A 16072-nucleotide genomic window follows, 5' to 3' on the forward strand; every position below is an offset into this window, starting at 1 on the left:
CCCAGGCGCCCTGAACGGGGCGCCTGCGGTCAGACGGTGGACGCCTCCGGGGCCTTGTCGGCACGGGGTACGGTCCGGGGAGGCAGGCCGGCGCCCTCGATGTCGATGTGGGGCAGGAGCCTGTCCAGCCAGGCGGGCAGCGTCCAGGCGTGGCGGCCGAGGAGCGCCATGGCCGCGGGGACGAGGGCCATCCGGACGACGAAGGCGTCGATGGCGACTCCGATGGCCAGGGAGAAGCCGATCGACTTGATGATCGGGTCCTCGTTGAAGATGAAGCCCGCGAAGACGGCCGTCATGATCAGCGCCGCCGCGCAGACCACGCGCCCACTGCGGGCCATGCCCGCGATGACGGCCTCCTTGGCCTCGCCGGTGTGTTCGTAGTGTTCGCGCATCCGGCTGACCAGGAAGACCTCGTAGTCCATGGCGAGGCCGAAGAGCACACCGATGAGCAGGACGGGCAGGAAGCAGGTGACGGGGGCGGCCGAGGCGACCGAGAGCAGACCGTTGAGGTGGCCGTCCTGGAAGACCCACACGCTGGCGCCGGTCGCGGCGGCGACGGAGAGCAGGAAGCCGAGGACCGCCTTGAGGGGAATCAGCAGGGACCGGAACGCCGCGGTGAGCAGGATGAACGCCAGGATGACGATGATCGCGACGAACAGCGGCAGGGCGCCGGCGAGTTTGCTGGAGACGTCGATGGCCGCGGCGGTGGTACCGGCGATGTAGAGGGTGCCGCCGGCCTTGTCGACCGTGGGGGCGTTGTCCCTCAGCCGGTGGACGAGATCGGTGGTGGCCTGGTCGTCGGGGCCGGTCCTGGGCACCACTCCGATGAGGTACACGGTGCTGTCGGCGTTGGCCACGGGCTGGGCGACCGCGGCGATACCGCTGTCCTCGGCCAGATCGCCGCGCAGCGCGGTGACGGTCCTCCCGCGCTGGTCGGCGGGGATCGAGCGGCCGTCGACGACCGCCGTGAGGGCGGCGTTGAAACCGGGGCCGAAGCCCTCGGTCAGCAGGTCGTAACTCTTGTGCTGGGTCGACTCGGCGGGCCGGGCGGCGTTGCTGGGCAGCCCGAGGCGCATGTCGAGCGCCGGGACGGCCACGGCGAGCAGGGCGATGACGCCGGTGACCAGGACGAGGACGGGCCTACGGGTGACGGCGCCTCCCCAGCGCCTGCCCCACGCGCCGGCCTCGCGGGCCGGACGGCCGGGGCGCGAGGAGCGGCCGGGGCGGGGGCCGGGGCGGAGACGCTCGCCGGCGAAGCTGAGCAGGGCGGGCACCAGGCTGATGGCGATGAGGACGGCGAGCAGGACGGTGGCAGCGGCGGCCAGGCCCATCGCGGTCAGGAACGGGATGCCGGTGGCGGCCAGGGCCGCGAGGGCGATGACGACCGTGGCGCCCGCGAAGACGACGGCGCTGCCCGCCGTGGCGACGGCCCGGGCGATGGAGTCGTCCAGATCGCTGCCGGGCTCGGCGGAATCGCTGTCGTGCTCGGCGAGTTGTTCACGGTGACGGGCGATGATGAACAGGGCGTAGTCGATGCCGACGGCCAGGCCGAGCATGACCGCCAGGACGGTCGCCGTGCCGGACAGGTCCACGAAGCGGGTGAGGAACAGGACGCTCAGGACACCGATGCCGACGCCGATGGCGGCGGTGACCAGCGGCAGACCGGCCGCGATGAGACTGCCGAGGGTGACAGCGAGCACGATCACGGCGGCGACCACGCCGATGATCTCGGCGATACCGCCGATCTCCGTGGGCGGAGCCATCGCCGTTCCGCCGAACTCCACCTTCAGCCCGGCCTCGCGGGCCGCGTCCATCGCCGACTGGACGTCGTCCTTGGCGCCCTCGGAGAGTTCGGAGGGCGCCTTGGCGAACGTGACGTCGGCGTAGGCGATGGTGCCGCTCGCGGACACGGTGCGCGTCTGCGCCGGATGGGTGACGGCCGTGACGCCGGAGACCTGCGACGTCTTCGCCAGGCTGGCCGAGATGGCCTTGCCGTAGGCGGCGTCCGTCAGCTTCCGGTCGTCGTCGGGCGAGGCGAAGACCACGCGGGCCACCGCCCCGGACGCCTGCGGGAACTCCTTCTTCAGCAGATCCTGGGCCTGCTGCGACTCCACGCCCGGGACGGTGAACTCGTCGTTGGTCTGGCCGGACAGTGATATGGCCAGCCCCCCGACGACCGCGAGCAGCAACAGCCAGACCGCGGTGACCCGTCCCCTGCGACGGATCACCCAGCGTGCCCATGCGTACAGGCGTGACGCCATAACCGACTTCCTTCCGTACCGGACGACCGAACTCGTCGTACCCCAGGACCAAAATTGCACTCATGGCAAAATTAGCATGGTGGTATAATTGCTGGTCATGAAGGCGGAAGGGCTCAGAGAACGCGGCAAGGCCAGGAAGCGGGAAGCCATCCTGGGCGCCGCCCACGAACTCTTCGCCGAGCGCGGCTACGACGCGGCGACCATCACCGACATCGCCGAGGAAGCCGGTGTGGCCCGGCGGACGGTCACCCTGTACTTCCCCACCAAGCTCAGCCTCGCGCTGGCGCACCTCGACACCGTCGAAGAGCGCCTCTTCGCCGCCGTGCGCGAACGCGAGCCGGGCCGGAGCGTCATCGACGCCCTTGAGGACTGGCTGAACGACGAGATGGGCCACCAGGACGAGCTGAGCGCGCTCACCGATCGCATGCTCGCGCTCAATCCCCAGCTCCAGGCTCCGCACCAGGCGCGCGTGGCCGAGATCGTGGAGAACGGGGCACGCTACCTCGCCGGGGAGATGGGCACGGCTCCCGACGACCGCGGCGCCCGCCTGGCCGCCGCGGCGGCCGCCGCCCTCGTCGGCTCCCTCGGCCCCGCACCCAGCCGCGAAGACATCGCCGCGGCCATGACCTTCCTGCGCGCCGGCATCGCGGCCACGGCAACACCCGCGCAGAGCGCCCCGTAACCACCTCGGACAGCCCGCTCGCCGCGCCGGCCGGCGGAGCCGTCCCTCAGCGGGGCGACGGCGTTGCCCGGGGCCTCCCGGGCCGTCTCGCGTCGCACACCGCCGCGTTTATGAAAGCCGGCTCATCGTCCCCGGACGAGCGAGGCCCGTGACATGGACCGGCCCCCCCGGCCGCCGCGTTGGGTTCGGACGGCGGCCGGGGCTGCCCGGCCCCGGTCCGGCGGCGGCCGGAGGGTCGAGTGGAACGGTCAGCAGCCGGCTCCGCCCGCGCCGCCCGCGCCACCGGTTCCGCTCGCCGAGCCGGGGGATCCGGGACTACCGGGGTTGAGGCCGAAGCAGCCGGCGCCGCCCTGCCCGCCGTGGCCGCCGGCGGCGCCCGCTCCACCGGCGCCGCCTACGCCTCCGACCCCGCCGGCCCCTCGGGAGCCCGCGCCGCCATTACCGCCGGTGCCGCCGACGCCGCTGGTGTGGGAGACACTGCCGCGGGCGCCCCCGCCGCCGCCCGCGCCGCCGGGTCCGCCGATCCCGCCGCTGCCGCCGTTACCGCCGTTCGCTCCGGCGGCGCCGTTGCCGGTGGCGCCTCCGGCACCGCCCGCGCCGCCCGCGCCGCCCGCACCGCCGATGCCGGAGCCGGAACCGCTGCCCCCGTTTCCTCCGAGGCCGGCCCCACCGCCGCCGCCGTTACCAAGCCCGGCGCCGCCCGCCCCGCCGACGCCCCCGGCGCCGCCCGCGTCCCCGAGGGTCCCGTTCCCGCCGTTCCCGCCGCCCGTGCCGGAGAAACCGGCCGGGTGCACGAGGGTGCCCGCGCCTCCCGCGACGCCGGCGGAACCCGCGGAACCCACGGTGAGCGGGCCGACGACACCACCGTTCCCGCCGCCCGTGCCGGAGGAGCCGTCCGGGGAGGTGAGGGTGCCCGCGCCGCCGTCGGCCCGCTCGGCGGCCCCGGCGGCGGTGCCGAAGGTGAGGAGGGCGGCGGTGACGAGGGCGTTGACGCCCAGGAAGGTGGTGACACGTTGCCTGTTCACGAGAGGTCTCCTTGTGCGCGGGGGTGGGCGCCGGAGCTCAGCATCAGTCCGGCACCACGTGGGCGCTGGTCCCGGCCCTGTCCGATGCCGGCCGGAGCAGCTCACGGCACATAAGATCACGAGATTTCAGACATACGGCGCTTATGGGCCGCGCCCCTGGCGGCGACTCTCGGTCAACTCCCCTTCGCGTCGGGTTCAGGGGCGTCCGAGGGGGTGGTCCGACCCGTCTCCGACCAGCTCGCCGAGCAGTTGGGAACCTCCCTGGAGGCGTCGGTCGCGCTGGGCGGTGCCGAACGCGCCATAGGGGTAGCCGCCGGGTGCGGGGGCGCTGACCCTGTCGAGTGCGGCAGTGGCGTCGTCGTCGAGGACGAGGCCGGCGGCGGCGATCCCGTCGTGGAGCTGGTGGAGGGTACGGGCACCGAAGATCGGGGCGGTGACGCCCGGGCGGTCGGCGATCCAGCTGAGGGCGACCTGGGCGGGGGTGGCGCCGGTCTCGCCCGCGACGCGGACCACTTCGTCGACGGTGGCCCAGTTGCGGTCGGAGGCGGCGTACTCGGCCGACACCCACCGGTAGAGCCCGTCGTCCGAGCCCGCGCGGGTGGAGGGGGCGGGGGTGGTGCCACGCCGGTACTTGCCGGTGAGGAAGCCGCCGGCCAGTGGGGACCAGGGCAGCAGGCCGATGTGGTTGTGCAGGGCGGCGGGCACCATCTCCCACTCGCTCTCGCGGGACAGCAGGCTGTACTGCTGCTGGAGGGTGAGTGGCACGTGGACGCCCATCGCCCTGGCGGTGGAGACCGTGAGCTGGAGCTGCCATCCGGTGAAGTTCGACAGCCCCGCGTAGTGGATCTTCCCGGCGCGGATCGCGTCGTCGAGGAAGGACAGCGTCTCCTCGACGGGGGTGTGCGCGTCCCAGCCGTGCATCTGGTACAGGTCGATCGCCTCCACACCCAGGCGCCGCAGGGACGCGTCCAGCGCGCGGGTGAGGTGGCGGCGGGAGAGGCCGAGATCGTTGACGTCCGGGCCGGTGGTGTAGCGGCCCTTGGAGGCGAGTACGACGCGGTCGGTGACCTCGCAGGGGCGGGCGGCCAGCCAGCGGCCGATGATCTGCTCGGAGAGGCTGCCGGAGTAGACGTCCGAGGTGTCGAGCAGATTGCCGCCGGCCTCGACGAAGGCGTCGAGCAGCGCGAACGCTTCTTCTTCGGTGTTCTGACTGCCGAAGTACATCGTGCCGAGCGCCAGCTTGGACACGGCGAGACCCGAATTGCCGAGAGTGCGGTACTGCATGGCTTTTCATCCCTTTCGGTTGCTGTGCAGAGCGTAGGCAGGGCGCGTGGCCGGTGCCACGGGAGCCCTCGGGGGTGGTTCAGAGCGCCGCGTGGTGAGCGTCGCGCTCGTACGGGGTGTCCGCTCCGGGCCCGGCCGCGGGCGCGCCCTCGGTGCGGGTGGCACGGATCGCGCCGAGACCGGCCAGCGGCACCAGGGCGAGGCCGGCCATCACGGTGCCGATGAGCGCGGGCCCGGTCAGCCCCAGGGAGGAGTCCAGGGCACGGCCCGCGATCCAGGAACCGGCGGCGATGCCGACGTTGAAGGAGGAGACGGCCAAGGCGGCGGCCAGGGTGGGCGCGTTGCCGGCGAAGCGCACCGCGAGGGAGGTGACGACCGGGGGGACGGACATGCCCGCCATGCCCAGCAGCACCACCAGCACGACGGTCGGCACGGCGTTGTGCGACAGCGGGATCAGCAGCAGCAGGATCAGCGCGGCACCGAACGCCGCACCGGTGACGGTCGTCAGCGGCCTGCGGTCGCCGAGCCGGCCGCCGAGGTTCGTGCCGACCACGGCGCCGACGCCGTAGCCGATCAGGACCAGCGGCACCGTTCCGGCGGAGAGACCGGTCCGCTCGGTGAGCAGCGGGGTGACGTAGCTGAAGGCGGCCATCGCACCGCCGGTGATCAGGGCGGTGGCGCTCATCGACAGCCACAGTCCGCCATGGCGCAGCGCGGTGAACTCGGAGCGGACCGAGGCCGTGGCACGCCGCTCGTCGGCGGGCACGAACCGGCCGATCAGCAGCGCGGCGACGCCGGCCAGCGCGGCCAGGGCCCAGAAGATGCCGCGCCAGCCGACGGCCTGCCCGGCCCAGGTGCCCACCGGTACGCCGATCACGGTGGCCAGCGCGGAGCCGCTGACCATGACGCCCAGCGCCCGGGAACCGGCGGCCGGCCCGGCGGCGGCGGTGGCCACGACCGAGGCGACGGCCCAGAACGCGCCGGTCGCCAGCGCGCTGAGCACGCGGGCCGCGAACACCACGGTGAAGGAGGAGCTGAGCGCGGCGATCACGTGACCGGCGGCGAAGACGGCCAGGGTCAGCACCAGGGTGGAGCGGCCGGGCAGGCGCAGCGTGGCCAGCCCCATCACCGGGGCGCCGACGATCATGCCGAGGGCGAACGCGGTGATCAGCAGCCCCGCCCGGGCGACGCCGACCCCGAGGTCGGCGGCCAGCTCGGGCAGGATGCCCGCGATGATGAATTCGGTGGTGCCCATCAGGAACGCGCCGATGCCGAGCAAGTGGACGACGAACGGCAGCGCGGCGGGCTTGTCTTTCGGAGACATGCGGAAGAAGGACCTCTGGCGTCGGGGACGGCCGCTGAAGTGCGGCACTCACCAGGCAACCGCGATCCGCTACGACGTGGGAGTCCGCGTTGTGAGGGGTACCGGCAGGGACCCTCACCGGCAGGGACCCTCACCGGCATGAGCCCGGCTCACAGCGGTGCCCGGCGGGCCGGAACGCCGGGCGGCGAGGGAGCGGGGAACGTCGGGGCCGGGGCTGTCGGGTGTGTGGGCGGTGCCGGCGGCCGGGGGTGGTGCCGTGGTCAGCGTTCGACGTCGGCCTCGGCCGGCGCGGGACTCTCCGTAGTGGCGGCCCAGGACGCCAGGAGCTTGAGGCCGTCCTCGGCGGCGCTGCCGGGCACCGCGCTGTAGACGGCGACGCCGGTCCGGTCGTCGGCGGCCAGGAACATCGTCTCGTGGTCCAGATCGAGCTGTCCCACGGCCGGATGGCCGAAGCGTTTCGTCCCGTCCCGGAAGACCCGCACGTCGTGGGCGCCCCACATCACCCGGAAGGCGTCGCTGCGCGTCGACAGCTCGCCGATGAGGTTCGACAGCTCCCGGTCGTAGGGGTCCTTGGCCGCCGCCACCCGCAGCGCGCCCACGGCAGTCCGCGCGATCCGGTCCCAGTCGACGTAGAACTGCCGGGCCGCCGGGCTGAGAAAGCAGAACCGGGCCGTGTTCCGCCCGCAGGTCGGGTCCTCGTACACCGGTGCGTACAGGGCCCGGCCGAGCGGGTTGGCGAGCAGGATGTCGAAGCGGTGGTTCGTCACGAGCACCGGCAGCGTCGGCATCGCCTCCAGCATCCGCCCCACCCCCGCCCGCACGACCGCGCGTACGGGAGCGGCCCGCCGCGCCCGGGCGGATCCCGCGCTCGCGGCACGGGCCAGGTCGTGGAGGTGGCCCCGCTCGGTGTCGTCCAGCCGCAGCGCCCTGGCGACCGAGTCCAGGACAGCGTCCGACACCCCGCCGAGGCTGCCGCGCTCCATCCGGGTGTAGTACTCGACGCTCACTCCGGCGAGCATCGCGACCTCGCTCCGGCGGAGCCCCGAAACCCGGCGGTTGCCGTATACGGGCAGACCGGCCTGCTCAGGCGTGACCTTGTCACGGCGAGACTTCAGGAACGCACGGCGTTCCGCCCGGTTGTCCATGTATCCCAGGGTAGGTGCGGCCCGCCTGCCGCGAGAGTCCCTGCCAGTACCCCCCTCGGCAGGGCTTCTCTCCCCCGCCCGCCGGTCATGCGCCGTGTTCGCCGCCGGCGGGAGCGGGCGCGTTCCGCTCGTCGGCGTCCAGGGTGGCGGCCCAGCCGGCCAGCAGTCGGAGACCGTCGTGCGACGCGGTGCCGGGTTCGGCGCTCATGGCGGTGAGTGTGAGACCGGGGTCGCCGGGGATGGGCAGCGCCTCGAAGGTGAGGATGAGGGCGCCGACGGCGGGGTGGTGGAAGTGTTTGACGCCCGTGTGGTGCAGGCGCACGTTGTGGGCGGCCCACAGGGCGCGGAAGGCTTCGCTGCGGGTGGACAGCTCTCCGATGAGGTCGCTGAGGTCGCGGTTGTAGGGGTCCTGGCCGGCCTCGGTGCGCAACAGGGCCGCGGCCGAGGCCCTTTGCTGGTCCAGTCCGGTCAGGTAGTCGGCGGCGCCGGGGTTGAGGAACTGGTAGCGGGCGAGGTTGACCGGCCGGGCCGGGTCCTGGAACAGCGGCCAGTACAGGGCCTTGCCGAGCCGGTTGGCGGCCAGGACGTCGAGGCGGCCGTTGCGGATGAACGCGGGCGCCTCGGTCATCGCGTCCAGCAGCTGCCGCAGGGCCGGCCGGATCGGTTGCGCGGTACGGCGGCGTGCGGGGCGCCGGGTGGTGGCGGCGGTGCGGGCCAGGTCCAGGAGGTGGGCCCGCTCCGCCTCGTCGAGCCGCAGTGCGCGGGCGAGGGAGTCCAGGACGGCTTCGGAGGCGCCGGAGAGGTTGCCGCGTTCCATCCGGGCGTAGTACTCGGCGCTGACCCCGGCGAGCATCGCCACCTCCTCGCGGCGCAGCCCTTTCACCCGCCGGTGGCCCGCGGTGGGCAGCCCGGCCTGCTGGGGCGTGATCCGGGCACGGCGGCTGGTGAGGAACGCGCGGACCTCGCTTCGGTTGTCCATGGATTCGAGGCTACGGCGTCCCCGAGAGGTGAGGGGTGTACTGCCGGTACACGTATCGACGGGTCCTTCCGCGCGCCCGCGGCCTGCCGTTTCATCGGTATCGGGGCGCCAGCCGAGCGCCCCCGCCGCTCGGCTGGCGCCCCTGGTGAGCGCGGGGCGCAATGGAAGCAGCCGCCCGGCCCCACCGCACGGGAGAGGCACGGGAACCGCCCGGGGAGCAGGCCGCCGAAGGCCACGGGGCCATGGGCGGGCACCGGCCCGTCACGCCCCCCTGCTCCCTGACCCGCCCCGGCACCGACGTGGCCCGCACGACCCCCGCACCGAGCAGGACCGCACAGAGATTGGACCTCGCATGAACGCCACCCCGCAGTACGACTTCGAAGGCCAGGTCGCCCTGGTCACCGGCGCGGCCTCCGGCATGGGGCTGGCCGCCGCCCGCGCCTTCGCCCGGGCCGGCGCCGCGGTCGTCCTGGCCGACCTCGACCAGGACGCCGTGGAGAAGGCGGCGAAGGAACTCACGGACGCCGGCCACCAGGCCATCGGGGTCGCCTGCGACGTGACCGACGAGGACCAGGCCGCCGCCGCGGTCGGCCGCGCGGTGGAAGCCTTCGGCCGTCTGGACATGGCCTTCAACAACGCCGGTATCCAAGCCCCGCCGTCCGACGCCGCCGACGAGACGGCCGAGGAGTTCGACCGCGTCAACGCCGTCAACCTCCGTGGCGTCTGGGCCGCCCAGAAGCACGAACTGCGCCAGATGCGCACCCAGGGCTCCGGCGCCATCGTCAACTGCTCCTCCCTCGGCGGGCTGGTCGGCCTGCCCGAGCGCGCCGCCTACCACGCCTCCAAGCACGGCGTGATCGGTCTCACCAAGAGCGCCGCCGTCGAGTACGCCCCCAAGGGCATCCGTATCAACGCGGTGTGCCCGGGCACGATCGACACCCCCATGGTCTCCGACATGCTCGAAAGCCAGGCCGACGCCATGGCCGAGATCCTCAAGCAGCAGCCCATCGGCAGGCTGGGCCGTGCCGAGGAGATCGCCGAGGCGGTCCTGTGGCTGTGCAGCCCCGGCGCCAGCTTCGTCATCGGCGTCGCCCTCCCCGTCGACGGCGGCTTCACCACCCACTGAGCCCCGTACCCCAGAACCCCGGTCCGGGACGGAACGCGCCCCCCGTCGCACACCGCCCCGGACCGGTCCCGGGGCGGTGTGCGGTGCCCCCCGCGCGGCCCCGCGAACGAGCGAAGCGGCCGCGGGCGGCGGAAGCCCGAGGCGTACCCATGGCGCAGGTCGCCCTCGCCTGGGTACTGCGCAATCCGCTGGTCTCCGCCCCCATCGTCGGAGCCACCGAGCCCCACCACCTCCGGCAGGCCGCCGACGCCTCGCGCTCCGGCTGACGGACGAGGAGACGGCGGCTCTGGAGGAGCCGTACGTCAACGCCGGACCGTTCCAGGTGTGGCGATCACGGGCTTGGGCATGTGCCGTGAACGGTTCACCCAAGCGCGCGGAACGTATGAGATCACCCACTGTCGTCGCCCCCGGCATACGACAGGCCCGGTCCGGGAGGCGGGGGTGCGAGGATGGCCGAATGGACGTACAGAGCAGGAACAACGTCGTCATGACCGGCCGGCCGGACGGGCCGGTGGTCGTGCTGGCGCATGGCTTCGGCTGTGACCAGAACATGTGGCGGCTGGTGGTTCCCGCTCTGGCGGAGAACCACCGGGTGGTGCTGTTCGACTATGTGGGCTCGGGACGCTCCGATCTGTCCGCGTGGAGCCGGGAGCGCTACGCCTCGCTGGAGGGCTACGCGCAGGATGTGCTGGAGGTCTGCCACGAGCTGGATCTGCGCGAGGTGACGTTCGTGGGGCACTCGGTCAGTGCGATGATCGGGGCGCTCGCCAGTGTGGCGGAGCCGGAGCGGTTCGCGCGGCTCGTCATGATCGGTCCTTCCCCGCGTTACACCGATGACGGTGACTACCGGGGCGGATTCAGCGAGGCGGACATCGAGGAGTTGCTGGAGTCCCTGGACTCCAACTATCTGGGGTGGTCGGCGGCGATGGCGCCGGTCATCATGGGCAATCCGGAGCGACCGGAGCTGGGACAGGAGCTGACGAACAGTTTCTGCGCCACCGACCCGGACATCGCTCGGGTCTTCGCCCGCACCACGTTCCTCTCCGACAGCCGGGCCGACCTGGTCAAGGTCCGGGTGCCGACGCTGGTCCTGGAGTGCTCCCAGGACGTCATCGCCCCGCAGGGGGTGGGGGCCTTCGTGCAGGCGGCCGTCCCCGGCAGCCGCCTGGTGACTCTCGACGCGATCGGCCACTGCCCGCAGCTGAGCGCGCCGGAGGCCACCTCGCAGGCGATCCTGTCCTTCCTCGGTGACCCCCGATGACGTGCGGCACGGGACATGGCCGGGAGAGCGCCGGTTCGGGGCCGGGGAGCGGGGTGTCGCTGGAGGCATCGTTCAGCGCGCTGCTGGAGGACGACATCGACGATCTGTACGAGAACGCTCCGTGCGGATATCTCTCGACCTTGCTGGACGGACAGATCGCCAAGGCCAACACCACGTTGCTGACGTGGCTGGGCTACCGGCGGGAGGAGATGGTGGGCCGCATGCGGTTCACCGACCTGCTGACCGTGGGGGGCAAGCTCTACCACGAGACGCACTTCGGGCCGCTGCTGCGTATGCAGGGCGGCGTCAGGGGAATCGCCCTGGAGCTGAAGGCCGCCGACGGCACCCGCCTGCCGGTGCTGGTGACCTCCACCGTCAAGGCCGGGGCCGACGGAGAGCCACAGCTGGTCCGCACCACCCTCGTCGACGCCCGCGACCGGCGCGCCTATGAGCAGGAGCTGCTGCGGGGCCGCCAGGAAGCCGAAGCCGCCCGTGAGCAGGCCGAACGCGATCGCGCACGGCTCCAGAGCGTCCTGGCGACACTTCAGCAGAGCCTGCTGCCGCCGTCCCTGCCCGTCGTGCCGGGTCTGGAGGCCGCCGCCCACTATCACACCGCCTCGCCCGATCATCTGGGCGGAGACTTCTACGACCTGTTCACCCTGGGGAACGGACGGTGGGGGTTCTTCCTGGGAGATGTCTGCGGAAAGGGCCCCGAGGCGGCGGCGGTCACCTCGCTGACCCGCTACACGCTGCGGGCCGCCGCCCTGCACGACGCCGATCCCGTCACCGTGCTCGGCATCCTGAACACCGCCCTGCACGAGAAGTACGCCAGCGGTGACGCCCGCTACTGCACCGTCATATTCGGCACGCTCACGCCCCGGGACGACGGATTCGCCGTCAGTCTGGCCAGCGGCGGCCACCCCCCGGTTTTGGTGACGCGCGCCGACGGCACCGCCCGCTATCTGCCCACTCCCGGCGGATGCCTCGTCGGAGCCCTGCCCGACGCCCCCTTCACCGCCGTCACCACCACCCTGGCCCCGGGCGACACACTGCTGCTCTACACCGACGGTCTCACGGAAGCCCGCATCGGCACCGGCTCCGGTGGGGAGCGTTACGGTGACGACGCGCTGCTCGATTTCGCCGCCCGCTTGTCACCCGTCACGCCCGGCGCCGCCATCACCGCCGTCACCGAACTCCTCCGGGGCTTCGGTGACGGACTGGACGACGACACCGCTGTCCTCTGCCTCGGCGTTCCATCTGTCACACCGATCGAAGAGTCTTCGTGAGCGACCTGCACATCACCACCCACGCCACCCCGGCCGGCCCGGCCCTCGCCCTGCGCGGGGAACTCGACCATCACAGCGCGCCACTGCTGCGCGAGGCCATCGACCGCGTCACCCTGCACGCGGACGAACAGATGGTCCTGGACCTGTCCGGGCTCACCTTCTGCGATTCGAGCGGCATCACGGCGTTCATCGTCGCCCGCAACCGGACGCTCGAATCCGGGGCGGCCATCGCCCTGGCCGGTACTCCCCCGCACATCCTGCGCGTCCTGCGCATCGTCGGACTCGACCAGATCTTCCCCCTGCACCCCGACACCGGGACCGCCGCAGCGGTCTGGGCGCAGACCAGGAATCCGGTCGGTCCCTGACCTCAATATCCCTCATCCGGCCGGCTGCCGGCGTCCGCCGGCCGGGACGGTCGTCCGCGCGGGGGCCGGGCCTGGAGACGAGTCCGGCTCTCCTCCCGGATCAGTCGGCGGCCAGCCCGGTGAGGAACGCACCGAAGCCGTGGGGGGCCCGGTAGTCCTCCCGGGCCGAGGTCAGGACCGGGCAGTCGTCGGTGCGCAGGATGCGGTGACCCAGCTCCTCCAGGCGCGCGACCAGGGTCCTGTCCTCATCGTGCGTGAGCGGCGGAAAGCCGCCCGCGGCCAGATAGGGACCCGCCGCGACGCCGAGGTTGGCGCCGTGGACATGCGGGTGGTGCCAGGCGGCCGGCCCCTTCGGTCGCCCCGCGAAGTAGTGCGCGTCGTGACGTGCGGCCCGCGCCGCGCTCAGCGCCGGGTGGGCGGCGAGGCGTACGGTGCCCACCACGCAGTCCCAGCCGCCGCGGGCGTGCCGGAGCTGGTGGACGAGCCACCCGGGCGGCACCACCGTGTCGGCGTCGGTGGTCGCCAGCCACAGCGCCTCGCCGTGTGCGGCGAGCCGGTCCCTCGCGGCCTCCGCGCCGGCGGCACGTGCCTGGCCCACACTGCCGAAGGACTCCCGGAGGACCAGAGCCCCGGCCGCCGCCGCGATTGCGGCCGTGGCGTCCGTACAGGCGTCGGCGACCACCACCAGCAGCACCTCCACGCCGGAGCGGCGGGGGCGGCGGAGCGCGGCCCGTACCGAAGCCAGTGTCGCCGGCAGTGTGGCCGCCTCGTTGTGCGCGGGCACGATCACCGCACACGCGGAGGGTCCGGTCACAGCAGCCCCTCTTCGGCGGCGGGCGACACGGCGCCGGAGCCGTCGGCCGCGAGGCGGGTGAACACCTGGAGCCTGAAGTCGCTGTCCCGCACCTCGGTGACCTGTGCGAGGCCGGAGAGGGAGGCCAACGGGCCCGCCAACTGCGAGCCGGTGCGGTGGTGTTCCGGCACAGGGTGGTCCCAGTGCACAGTGACCAGTGTGCCGCCGGGCTCCAGGCTCCCCAGCACGCGGCCCAGCAGACGCTCCCGTCCCGCGTCGTCGAAGTAGTACAGCAGCTCGGACAGCACGATCAAGTCGAAGGCTCCGTGCGGCCATTGCTCCGGCACGGCCATCCGGTCCACCTCGACATGCGCCAGGTCGCGCACCCGCCGGGCGGCCGTCGCCACGGCGGACGGCACCCGGTCGACGGACAGGAGCCGGTCGCACCGTCCCGCCAGCGACTCGGTCAGCACACCCACCGAACAGCCGGGTTCGAACGCGCTCCGGTACCTCTCGCGCGGCAGCGCCGCCAGCGTCATGGCGTACTTCCGCCGCTCGTACCAACGCCCCGCCAAATCCCAGGGGTCGGCCGCGGACGCGTACATGCTGTCGAAGTAGCCGACGGGCGTACTCATCGGAATACCACCTCGAAGTTCCTTGTGTGATGGGCGAGTTCGCCGGGAGGCAGGATCGCGGCGCCCCCGGAACCGGCCCCCGAACCGTCCCCGAGCGGCTCGATCTGGCTGACGAAGCGCCCGGCGGCAAGCCGCTTGCGGGCGGCGGCGGCGTCGGTGAGCGGCAGTCGTGCGGCCCGGTCCCACGGGACGCGCGGATCCGCGGGGAAGGACCAGTGCCACAGCCACACGGGGTAGCACCACAGCGGCACCCCTGTGTCGGCGCACGCCGTGGCCGCCGCACGTCCAGCGGCCTCATGATCGCTGTGGAGATCGCCCGTCCACGGCGCCACACAGAGCACCGCTCCCGTCTCCCGGAGCATCCCCGCGACAGCGTCCCGTACGTGGTCCTCGTACCGCTCGACCGCGGTGTCCGGTACGGAGAGATGCCTCGGCCGGAGCGCGCCGAGACCCAGCTCGCCCAGCGCGGCGGCCAGCTCGGCACGGCGGCGCCCGCCCAGACGGCGGGCGGCCGAACGGGTCGGGCGGGGATGCGAACGCTCCCCGTCCGTCACCGACAGCAGGTGGCAGGGGACGCCCGCTGCGGTCAGCTCCGCCATCGTGCCCCCGAATCCGAGAACCTCGTCGTCGGGGTGCGCGGCCACCACCAGGACAGGCCCGCCGGGCAGCGTCGCCACGGGCAGCGAGCGGAGCCCCCGCCACTCGGTCCAGTGGGACTCGGGCGTGCCGGTCGAGTCGATCGCGCGGGCGGCGGCGCGCCGACCTGCGGCAGCGGTGGCCGGGGCGTGGCCGCCGATGCCGCCGCCGGCCGTCCCGGGCCCGCTCATCGTGCGCCGCTCCCCGCCGTGCCGTCCCGGTCGCCCCGCGCGGACGCGGAGATCCCGCTCGCCGGCTCGGCGGCGGCCAGCCTTCCCAGCTCGGCGAGGTCACGCTCCGCGTGGTGCTGGCGTACGTACACGGTCAGGTCGGCGACCGCCCGGGCCTGCCGCGGGTCGTGGCACAGCGGCCCGGCGCCGGTGGCTCTCCCCACGTGGCGCAGCACGTCCGTGCAGACCAGTTCGATCAGCGCGCGGACCCGGAGGGTTCGCTTCCTGGCTCCGCCCAGGGCGTCCGAGGGGTCGGCGTCGATGTCCTCCGCCGCCCGGACGAGTACGGTCTCCGCCGTCGAGAGCAGGGTGTCCACGGCGCCCAGGTGAGCCGAGGTCAGGGTGTCGTCGGGCCGCTCGCGCGCGGCCACGTACAGCGGCTCGGCGGCACCCCGGGCGCCGCCGAGCCAGCAGGCCGCCACCCCGATTCCGCCGTGCTCGAACCCCGGCCGGTCCGTGTACGCGTCGACTCCGCCGACCGGCATGGCCCCGGCGCCGGTGAAGGCCACGTCGGGGGTGTCGCTGCCGGCCATGCCGACGGCCCGCCATGTCCCCGGCACCGCCCGTACACCGTCCTGGTCCAGGGAGACGGCGAAGATCCTCCGGCCGGTGACGGTGTCGGCCGTCACCAGCGCGTGGGTGCAGCTGTGCGCGCCGGAACAGTAGGGCTTCACCCCGTCCAGCAGCCAACGCTCCCCCGTCCGTCGCGCGGACAACACGGCACCGGGCGGCTGCGCCGCCCACACACCCCAGCGTTCACCCGGCCCGATCCCCAGCCCGGCGATCTCGTCGAGGACGGCCACGGCGTCGAGGTGCCCCTCCGCCAGCCTGGCCACGCACAGGTCCTCGCGGCCCAGCTCGTACAGGACGCGGAATCGTTCGGCGGTGCCACCCGAGCCCGGCAGCGGCACCTCACCGAGCCGCTTGCCGTCGGTGCCGGGCACGGCTGCGGGCTCCACCGCGCGGGTCAGGGCCGTGACGCGGTCCGCCACCCTGGTGCACGGGGCCTCCGGGGGCCGGGCGGCGTGGTTGTCGTGCTC

At 73.3% G+C, this 16072-nt stretch carries 16 protein-coding genes; 6 read left to right on the forward strand and 10 right to left on the reverse strand.

Translation table 11 applies throughout. The annotated features are described in order from the left end of the window. Nucleotides 1–29 precede the first annotated feature (29 nt). Nucleotides 30–2261, reverse strand: a complete 2232-nt coding sequence (locus tag ACFY6S_RS21110; RefSeq protein ID WP_388829901.1) for an MMPL family transporter — start codon at nt 2259–2261, stop codon at nt 30–32. 97 nt (nt 2262–2358) lie between these two features. Here ACFY6S_RS21110 and ACFY6S_RS21115 point away from each other — a divergent pair, with 97 nt between their 5' ends. Further along, nucleotides 2359–2943, forward strand: a complete 585-nt coding sequence (locus tag ACFY6S_RS21115; protein WP_388829898.1) for a TetR/AcrR family transcriptional regulator — start codon at nt 2359–2361, stop codon at nt 2941–2943. 248 nt (nt 2944–3191) lie between these two features. Here the strand turns inward: ACFY6S_RS21115 and ACFY6S_RS21120 are convergent, their stop codons facing one another. The 5 genes from ACFY6S_RS21120 to ACFY6S_RS21140 form a co-directional block, all read right to left on the reverse strand. Then, entirely contained in the window at nt 3192–3968 is a 777-nt protein-coding gene (locus ACFY6S_RS21120) for a hypothetical protein (protein WP_388829896.1), read from the reverse strand. 195 nt (nt 3969–4163) lie between these two features. Continuing rightward, nucleotides 4164–5252, reverse strand: a complete 1089-nt coding sequence (locus tag ACFY6S_RS21125; protein WP_388829894.1) for an aldo/keto reductase — start codon at nt 5250–5252, stop codon at nt 4164–4166. A gap of 79 nt (nt 5253–5331) precedes the next feature. Next, nucleotides 5332–6576, reverse strand: coding sequence for an MFS transporter (locus ACFY6S_RS21130; RefSeq protein ID WP_388829891.1), 1245 nt, complete (start codon nt 6574–6576; stop codon nt 5332–5334). 260 nt (nt 6577–6836) lie between these two features. Further along, a complete protein-coding gene (locus tag ACFY6S_RS21135) occupies nt 6837–7721 on the reverse strand; it encodes a helix-turn-helix transcriptional regulator (RefSeq protein ID WP_388829888.1) in 885 nt (294 codons plus the stop codon). 85 nt (nt 7722–7806) lie between these two features. Next, nucleotides 7807–8700, reverse strand: a complete 894-nt coding sequence (locus tag ACFY6S_RS21140) for a helix-turn-helix transcriptional regulator (protein ID WP_388829885.1) — start codon at nt 8698–8700, stop codon at nt 7807–7809. 352 nt (nt 8701–9052) lie between these two features. On the opposite strand from ACFY6S_RS21140, the gene ACFY6S_RS21145 reads away from it, so the two are divergent. The 5 genes from ACFY6S_RS21145 to ACFY6S_RS21165 all read left to right on the forward strand — a co-directional run bounded on the left by ACFY6S_RS21145 (nt 9053) and on the right by ACFY6S_RS21165 (nt 12738). Beyond that, nucleotides 9053–9826, forward strand: coding sequence for a glucose 1-dehydrogenase (locus ACFY6S_RS21145; RefSeq protein WP_388829883.1), 774 nt, complete (start codon nt 9053–9055; stop codon nt 9824–9826). Between the two features lie 149 nt (nt 9827–9975). Continuing rightward, nucleotides 9976–10092, forward strand: a complete 117-nt coding sequence (locus tag ACFY6S_RS21150) for an aldo/keto reductase (protein WP_388829880.1) — start codon at nt 9976–9978, stop codon at nt 10090–10092. Nucleotides 10093–10283: 191 nt separating this feature from the next. After that, nucleotides 10284–11087 carry an alpha/beta fold hydrolase gene (locus ACFY6S_RS21155; RefSeq protein WP_388829877.1) on the forward strand — a complete coding sequence of 268 codons (804 nt, stop codon included), beginning with the start codon at nt 10284–10286 and terminating at the stop codon, nt 11085–11087. Continuing rightward, a complete protein-coding gene (locus tag ACFY6S_RS21160; protein WP_388829874.1) occupies nt 11084–12373 on the forward strand; it encodes a PP2C family protein-serine/threonine phosphatase in 1290 nt (429 codons plus the stop codon). Before ACFY6S_RS21155 ends, ACFY6S_RS21160 begins: the two co-directional genes overlap by 4 nt. Further along, complete coding sequence (locus ACFY6S_RS21165) at nt 12370–12738, forward strand: STAS domain-containing protein (RefSeq protein WP_388829871.1); 369 nt, start codon at nt 12370–12372, stop codon at nt 12736–12738. Before ACFY6S_RS21160 ends, ACFY6S_RS21165 begins: the two co-directional genes overlap by 4 nt. A gap of 100 nt (nt 12739–12838) precedes the next feature. Here the strand turns inward: ACFY6S_RS21165 and ACFY6S_RS21170 are convergent, their stop codons facing one another. Genes ACFY6S_RS21170 through ACFY6S_RS21185 form a run of 4 tightly spaced genes read right to left on the reverse strand, consistent with a single transcriptional unit; the run spans nt 12839 to nt 16003 of the window. Beyond that, on the reverse strand, nt 12839–13552 hold the full coding sequence (locus ACFY6S_RS21170; RefSeq protein WP_388829869.1) for a glycosyltransferase: 714 nt from the start codon (nt 13550–13552) through the stop codon (nt 12839–12841). Further along, the gene (locus ACFY6S_RS21175) at nt 13549–14166 is read right to left on the reverse strand and encodes an SAM-dependent methyltransferase (protein ID WP_388829866.1); all 618 of its coding nucleotides are present in this window, start codon (nt 14164–14166) and stop codon (nt 13549–13551) included. The genes ACFY6S_RS21170 and ACFY6S_RS21175 overlap by 4 nt, the downstream gene beginning before the upstream one ends. Then, nucleotides 14163–14993, reverse strand: coding sequence for a PIG-L deacetylase family protein (locus tag ACFY6S_RS21180; protein WP_388829863.1), 831 nt, complete (start codon nt 14991–14993; stop codon nt 14163–14165). The genes ACFY6S_RS21175 and ACFY6S_RS21180 overlap by 4 nt, the downstream gene beginning before the upstream one ends. Continuing rightward, nucleotides 14990–16003, reverse strand: a complete 1014-nt coding sequence (locus ACFY6S_RS21185) for an acyl-CoA dehydrogenase (RefSeq protein ID WP_388830106.1) — start codon at nt 16001–16003, stop codon at nt 14990–14992. Before ACFY6S_RS21185 ends, ACFY6S_RS21180 begins: the two co-directional genes overlap by 4 nt. Nucleotides 16004–16072: the final 69 nt, after the last annotated feature.

The organism is Streptomyces sp. NPDC012835 (assembly GCF_042900885.1).
In the GTDB taxonomy this organism is placed as follows: domain Bacteria; phylum Actinomycetota; class Actinomycetes; order Streptomycetales; family Streptomycetaceae; genus Streptomyces.

Coding starts and splice junctions, on each gene's coding strand:
- ACFY6S_RS21110 (WP_388829901.1), bottom strand. CDS start 2,261: ATGGCGTCACGCCTGTACGCATGGGCACGCTGGGTGATCCGTCGCAGG.
- ACFY6S_RS21115 (WP_388829898.1), top strand. CDS start 2,359: ATGAAGGCGGAAGGGCTCAGAGAACGCGGCAAGGCCAGGAAGCGGGAA.
- ACFY6S_RS21125 (WP_388829894.1), bottom strand. CDS start 5,252: ATGCAGTACCGCACTCTCGGCAATTCGGGTCTCGCCGTGTCCAAGCTG.
- ACFY6S_RS21130 (WP_388829891.1), bottom strand. CDS start 6,576: ATGTCTCCGAAAGACAAGCCCGCCGCGCTGCCGTTCGTCGTCCACTTG.
- ACFY6S_RS21135 (WP_388829888.1), bottom strand. CDS start 7,721: ATGGACAACCGGGCGGAACGCCGTGCGTTCCTGAAGTCTCGCCGTGAC.
- ACFY6S_RS21140 (WP_388829885.1), bottom strand. CDS start 8,700: ATGGACAACCGAAGCGAGGTCCGCGCGTTCCTCACCAGCCGCCGTGCC.
- ACFY6S_RS21145 (WP_388829883.1), top strand. CDS start 9,053: ATGAACGCCACCCCGCAGTACGACTTCGAAGGCCAGGTCGCCCTGGTC.
- ACFY6S_RS21150 (WP_388829880.1), top strand. CDS start 9,976: ATGGCGCAGGTCGCCCTCGCCTGGGTACTGCGCAATCCGCTGGTCTCC.
- ACFY6S_RS21155 (WP_388829877.1), top strand. CDS start 10,284: ATGGACGTACAGAGCAGGAACAACGTCGTCATGACCGGCCGGCCGGAC.
- ACFY6S_RS21160 (WP_388829874.1), top strand. CDS start 11,084: ATGACGTGCGGCACGGGACATGGCCGGGAGAGCGCCGGTTCGGGGCCG.
- ACFY6S_RS21175 (WP_388829866.1), bottom strand. CDS start 14,166: ATGAGTACGCCCGTCGGCTACTTCGACAGCATGTACGCGTCCGCGGCC.
- ACFY6S_RS21180 (WP_388829863.1), bottom strand. CDS start 14,993: ATGAGCGGGCCCGGGACGGCCGGCGGCGGCATCGGCGGCCACGCCCCG.